This window comes from Campylobacter concisus (assembly GCF_002914195.1).
In the GTDB taxonomy this organism is placed as follows: domain Bacteria; phylum Campylobacterota; class Campylobacteria; order Campylobacterales; family Campylobacteraceae; genus Campylobacter_A; species Campylobacter_A concisus_M.
The window spans coordinates 1-6,456 of record NZ_PPAU01000144.1; the positions used below are offsets into that span (position 1 = coordinate 1).

1 protein-coding gene, 2 tRNA genes, 3 rRNA genes and 1 pseudogene are annotated in these 6,456 nt (G+C 42.3%); 1 reads left to right on the forward strand and 6 read right to left on the reverse strand.

The features are described 5' to 3' along the window. Nucleotides 1-203: pseudogene (locus CYP28_RS10510) on the forward strand (Rrf2 family transcriptional regulator); the annotation flags it as partial. Nucleotides 204-353: 150 nt separating this feature from the next. On the opposite strand, the gene CYP28_RS10950 reads toward CYP28_RS10510, so the two are convergent. From CYP28_RS10950 to CYP28_RS10060, 6 genes are all read right to left on the reverse strand, one after another. Then, nucleotides 354-800: a helix-hairpin-helix domain-containing protein gene (locus CYP28_RS10950; protein ID WP_103594053.1), complete on the reverse strand. Its 447-nt coding sequence runs from the start codon at nucleotides 798-800 to the stop codon at nucleotides 354-356. 221 nt (nucleotides 801-1,021) lie between these two features. Beyond that, nucleotides 1,022-1,140: ribosomal RNA gene (gene rrf, locus CYP28_RS10040) — 5S ribosomal RNA — on the reverse strand. 132 nt (nucleotides 1,141-1,272) lie between these two features. Beyond that, nucleotides 1,273-4,176 (reverse strand): 23S ribosomal RNA (locus tag CYP28_RS10045). 327 nt (nucleotides 4,177-4,503) lie between these two features. Further along, nucleotides 4,504-4,579: transfer RNA gene (locus CYP28_RS10050), tRNA-Ala, on the reverse strand. Nucleotides 4,580-4,591: 12 nt separating this feature from the next. Next, nucleotides 4,592-4,668, reverse strand: a tRNA-Ile gene (locus CYP28_RS10055). Nucleotides 4,669-4,762: 94 nt separating this feature from the next. Continuing rightward, nucleotides 4,763-6,273 (reverse strand): 16S ribosomal RNA (locus CYP28_RS10060). The 16S, 23S and 5S rRNA genes sit together here with 2 tRNA genes alongside, the layout of an rRNA operon. Between the last annotated feature and the right edge of the window lie 183 nt (nucleotides 6,274-6,456).

Consider the following 6,456-nt stretch of genomic DNA (forward strand, 5'->3'; position numbering starts at 1 on the left):
TAACCCTCCTTCAAATTTTTAACACAGTAAATGATAAAGAAAAACTTTTTAAGATCCACTCTGACTCACCCAAGGCCTGCCCGCTCGGTAGCAAGATCGAAGGTCTCTTAACCATCCCCCTCCTAAAAGCACAAGAAGCTTTAGAGGATAGTTTAAGAAGTATTACTTTACAAGATCTATTAGATGAGCTTATTAATTTATAAAATTTAAAAAGTAGGCAAACTAGGTTATAGAATTTAAAAAGTAGGCAGATATATAAAAAACAATCTATTTTATTTATTAGGAGCACCATGTGCTCCTAACTATTTTTATGTATCTCTATGTAAGAATTTTTATAAATTTCTAGCTTTATATTACTCTTTGCTCTTCTCTTTTTTAGCTTTACTCTTTTTCTCTGCTTTATCTTTTAGGCTTTCTTTCTTATCTTTTATCTCTTTTATACTATCACCTTTAGCACTATCTTTTTTCTCTTTTACTTCATCACTCTTTTTACTTGCTTTTTCTTTCATCTCATCTTTTTTAGATTTTACTTTAGATTTTGTGGTGTCTATCTTTGTAGCACCTGATACTGATATATCTGATTTTAGATTTTCAAATGTCTTATCGCCTATACCATTTACATTTTTTATATCTTCTATTGAGTTAAATTTATTTGTCTTTCTATACTCTATTATTGCATCTGCCTTTGAAGATCCTATGCCATCTAAACTCATTAACTCTTCTTTTGTGGCGGTGTTTAAATTTATGGCTGCTAGTAATGTAGAAGCTGCTACTAATAGTGAGAATATAATCTTTTTCATTTTTGTCCTTTTTAGGTAAATTTGGGTTTGGAGTCTATCATATTTGGTGTTTTTAGTCAACACTCGTATAGAAGCATAGACTAAAAGATATTTATAAATGTAAAGATAAAAAGTCTAATTATTTAAAAATATAAATAAATTTTAGGTTTGATATTTCGTTATAAATTAAGAAATAATATTAGAAGTTGATTATTTAGATAAAGAAGATTAAAAATTAACAAAGCCCGCAACGACCTACTTTTCCAACATCCCAGTAAGGGAGAGTATCATCAGCCAGGACGAGCTTAGCTTCTTGGTTCGAGATGGAGCAAGGCGTTTCCTCGTCTGTATAGTCACGGGCAGTGTTAAATAAAAGATACATTAGATAAATCTCTTATTTAACACTACGTGTAAAGTTAAAAGTCATAAACAAAGTTTTATAAAAACATATCTTATTAAGTTTTTATCCTTAACAAGGAAGTGATGCTTATTAAAAGATAAGCAGACGAGCTATTAGTACTGGTCAGCTAAAGGACTTTCATCCATTACACACCCAGCCTATCAAACACATAGTCTATATGAGCTCTTAAAAGAAGATTCATCTTGGAGTTGGCTTCCTGCTTAGATGCTTTCAGCAGTTATCACATCCCAACATAGCTACCGAGCGGTGCTCTTGGCAGAACAACTCGTACACCAGTGGTTGGTTCGACCCGGTCCTCTCGTACTAGGGTCAACTCTCCTCAATCTTCTTACGCCCACGGCAGATAGGGACCGAACTGTCTCACGACGTTCTGAACCCAGCTCGCGTACCGCTTTAAATGGCGAACAGCCATACCCTTGGGACCTGCTCCAGCCCCAGGATGCGATGAGCCGACATCGAGGTGCCAAACCTCCCCGTCGATGTGAGCTCTTGGGGGAGATCAGCCTGTTATCCCCGGGGTACCTTTTATCCTTTGAGCGATGGCCCTTCCACACAGAACCACCGGATCACTAAGACCGACTTTCGTCTCTGCTTGACGTGTATGTCTCGCAGTTAAGCTGGCTTATGCCTTTATACTCTACGAACGATTTCCAACCGTTCTGAGCCAACCTTTGTAAGCCTCCGTTACATTTTGGGAGGCGACCGCCCCAGTCAAACTACCCACCAGACATTGTCCTACTTGAGGATAACTCAAGCTAGTTAGCTATCAGAATAAAAAAGAGTGGTATCTCAACAATGGCTCACCATAAACTGGCGTCTATGGATCAAAGCCTCCCACCTATCCTGCACATTTTTATCCCAATAGCAGTGTCAAGCTGTAGTAAAGGTCCACGGGGTCTTTCCGTCTTGCCGCGGGTAGGAGGAATTTTCACCTCCACTACAATTTCACTGGATCCCTCTTCGAGACAGCTCCCATCTCGTTACGCCATTCATGCAGGTCGATATTTAATCGACAAGGAATTTCGCTACCTTAGGACCGTTATAGTTACGGCCGCCGTTTACTCGGGCTTCGATCAAACGCTTCGCAGAGCTAACGTCATCAATTAACCTTCGAGCACCGGGCAGGCGTCACACCCTATACATCCTCTTACGAGTTAGCAGAGTGCTGTGTTTTTGGTAAACAGTCGGGAGGGACTCTTTGTTGTAACCTTCAATGCTTACGGAGTAAATCCTTCACAAAGTTAGGCACACCTTATACCGAAGATACGGTGCTATTTTGCAGAGTTCCTTGAAGAGAGTTCTTCCACGCGCCTTAGAATACTCATCCCACCCACCTGTGTCGGTTTACGGTACGGGCAACTATAACTAAACTTAGAAACTTTTCTTGGCTCGACAGTATCGGCAATTCGCTATCCATTCCGAAGAACTTCAAACGCCTGTGGGGTCTCGGCTTAAAAAGATCCGGATTTGCCTGGATCTTAACCTACACCTTTCGACTAGCACTACCATCCGCTAGCTTGCTTAACTCTAAGCGTCCTTCCATCGCACATTATAGTTGGCATTGGAATATTAACCAATTTTCCATCGCATACCCCTTTCGGACTTTGCTTAGGACCCGGCTAACCCTACGATGACGAGCATCGCGTAGGAAACCTTGGGTTTACGGCGTTGGGGATTCTCACCCCAATTATCGCTACTCATGCCTGCATGCTCACTTGTATTCGCTCCAGCACTCCTTACCGGTATACCTTCAACGCAAATACAACGCTCTCCTACCACTTAGTAAAACTAAGTCTAAAGCTTCGGTACTCATTTTAGCCCCGTTATATTTTCCGCGCAGAATCACTAGACCAGTGAGCTATTACGCTTTCTTTAAAGGATGGCTGCTTCTAAGCCAACCTCCTGGTTGTTTAAGTAACTCCACATCGTTTTCCACTTAAATGAGATTTAGGGACCTTAGCTGTTAGTCTGGGTTGTTCCCCTCTCGACGACGGATTTTATCACTCGCCGCCTGACTGCCATGATTACACACTAGGTATTCGGAGTTTGATAGGGTTTGGTACATTGGTGTATGCCCTAGCCCATTCAGTGCTCTACCCCCTAGTGTTACTACATGACGCTATACCTAAATATATTTCGGAGAGAACCAGCTATCACGATGTTTGATTGGCCTTTCACCCCTATCCACAAGTCATCCCATAGCTTTTCAACGCTAGCGGGTTCGGTCCTCCACCGGCTCTTACACCGGTTTCAACCTGCTCATGGATAGATCACATCGTTTCGGGTCTGCAACGTCTGACTAAACGCCCTATTAAGACTCGCTTTCGCTACGGCTCCGGGTTTCCTTAACCTTGCCAGACATCACAACTCGCAGGCTCATTATGCAAAAGGCAGTCCATCACCCTGATAAATCATAGGGCTCTGAATGATTGTAAGCAAATGGTTTCAGGTTCTATTTCACTCTGATCACCTCAGTTCTTTTCACCTTTCCCTCACGGTACTTGTGCACTATCGGTCTAGTAGTAGTATTTAGGGTTGGATAGTGGTCTACCCAGCTTCAGACAGAATATCACGTGTTCCGCCCTACTCAGGATACTGCTAAGTAAAACAAAGCTTTCATATACGGGAGTATCACCCTCTATGCTTAATCTTTCCAGATTATTCTATTAGCTAAGTTTAGTCTATATCGCAGTCCTACAACCCCGTTAGTAAACTAACGGTTTGCCCTCTTACGCGTTCGCTCGCCGCTACTAGCGTAATCTCTTTTGATTTCTTTTCCTGAGGGTACTAAGATGTTTCAATTCCCCTCGTTCGCTCCATATTAGGTAGTTAAGCTCGCGCTTAACTGGGTTGCCCCATTCAGAAATTCCCGGATCAAAGCCCCTTGACGGCTCCCCGAGACTTATCGCAGCCTGGCACGTCTTTCATCGCCTCTACTAGCCAAGGCATCCACCACTTGCTCTTTGTAGCTTACCTTTTCTATATTAGATTATTCTAATTCGCATCACTTCCTTGTTAAAGATAACTTTATGTTACTATATTTAAATTCTAGCTCTCAAGACGGAAAGCATTGACTACTATTTAGATAAGTTTTAAATCCTAAATAGATTGTGATGTCAAACTTTTGCACTAAATGCAAAGAGAATAGAAATTTAAATCTTTAACAAGTCCTGTAAAATTGTTTTTAAAACTTGCTTGTGACTATTAACAATATTAATTAAAAGAACATTTAGACAAAAGTCTAATTAGAAAGTTTAAATTCTTAAGCTCTCTAATTAGACTTAATATAGTTAAACTATTTTATGGTGGAGAATAGCGGGATCGAACCGCTGACCTCCTGCGTGCAAAGCAGGCGCTCTCCCAGCTGAGCTAATTCCCCAATTAAATTCTCTGGTGGGCCTAACAAGACTTGAACTTGTGACCTCACCCTTATCAGGGGTGCACTCTAACCAGCTGAGCTATAGGCCCCTATAGGTCTATCAATCTTTCAAAACTAAACAAGGATGATTGAGAATATCTTTCTTATAGATATCTTGTGAGAGAATATCTATATGTACTCTAGAAAGGAGGTGATCCAACCGCAGGTTCTCCTACGGTTACCTTGTTACGACTTCACCCCAGTCGCTGATTCCACTGTGGACGGTAACTAATTTAGTATTCCGGCTTCGAGTGAAATCAACTCCCATGGTGTGACGGGCGGTGAGTACAAGACCCGGGAACGTATTCACCGTAGCATGGCTGATCTACGATTACTAGCGATTCCGGCTTCATGGAGTCGAGTTGCAGACTCCAATCCGAACTGGGACATATTTTATAGATTTGCTCCATCTCGCGATATTGCTTCTCATTGTATATGCCATTGTAGCACGTGTGTCGCCCCGGACATAAGGGCCATGATGACTTGACGTCGTCCACACCTTCCTCCTCCTTACGAAGGCAGTCTCATTAGAGTGCTCAGCTGAACTGTTAGCAACTAATGACGTGGGTTGCGCTCGTTGCGGGACTTAACCCAACATCTCACGACACGAGCTGACGACAGCCGTGCAGCACCTGTCTTAACATTTCTGCAAGCAGACACTCTTCTATCTCTAGATGATTTGTTAGATATCAAGTCCGGGTAAGGTTCTTCGCGTATCTTCGAATTAAACCACATGCTCCACCGCTTGTGCGGGTCCCCGTCTATTCCTTTGAGTTTTAATCTTGCGACCGTACTCCCCAGGCGGTATACTTAATCCGTTAGGTGCATTACTGCCAAGACTAGCTTAGCAACAACTAGTATACATCGTTTAGGGCGTGGACTACCAGGGTATCTAATCCTGTTTGCTCCCCACGCTTTCACGCATTAGCGTCAGTTGAGTTCCAGCAGATCGCCTTCGCAATGGGTATTCCTGGTGATCTCTACGGATTTTACCCCTACACCACCAATTCCATCTGCCTCTCCCTCACTCTAGATTACCAGTTTCCCAAGCAGTTCTATGGTTAAGCCATAGGATTTCACAAGAGACTTGATAATCCGCCTACGCGTCCTTTACGCCCAGTGATTCCGAGTAACGCTTGCACCCTCCGTATTACCGCGGCTGCTGGCACGGAGTTAGCCGGTGCTTATTCGTTAGGTACCGTCATTGTTCTTCCCTAACAAAAGGAGTTTACGCTCCGAAAAGTGTCATCCTCCACGCGGCGTTGCTGCTTCAGGGTTTCCCCCATTGAGCAATATTCCCTACTGCTGCCTCCCGTAGGAGTCTGGACCGTGTCTCAGTTCCAGTGTGACTGATCATCCTCTCAGACCAGTTATGCGTCATAGCCTTGGTGAGCCATTACCTCACCAACTAGCTGATACAATATAGCCTCATCCTACACCGAAAAACTTTCCCTATCTAACTTATGTAAAACAGGAGTATAGAGTATTAGCAGTCGTTTCCAACTGTTGTCCTCTAGTGTAGGGCAGATTAGCTATACATTACTCACCCGTGCGCCACTAACTCATAAGAGCAAGCTCTTACTTGTCCGTTCGACTTGCATGTATTAGGCACGCCGCCAGCGTTCACTCTGAGCCAGGATCAAACTCTCCATATTATTACCTAGCAAAATTTATTTGATAGGATTTTATTATGAAGTTTTTAATCAAAAAAACTTTTAGTTTTATTTATTAGTTTGTCTAATCTATTATAAATTATAAAATAATAGACTGGCTCAATCGATCACTTGTTTAGATTTCAAAGATTGACTAATAGTTTAACAATTGTAAGTTTCCTCTGA

Bases quoted from the DNA above. Each gene is read 5' to 3' on its own strand.
- CYP28_RS10950 (WP_103594053.1), bottom strand. From the start codon at position 800: ATGAAAAAGATTATATTCTCACTATTAGTAGCAGCTTCTACATTACTA.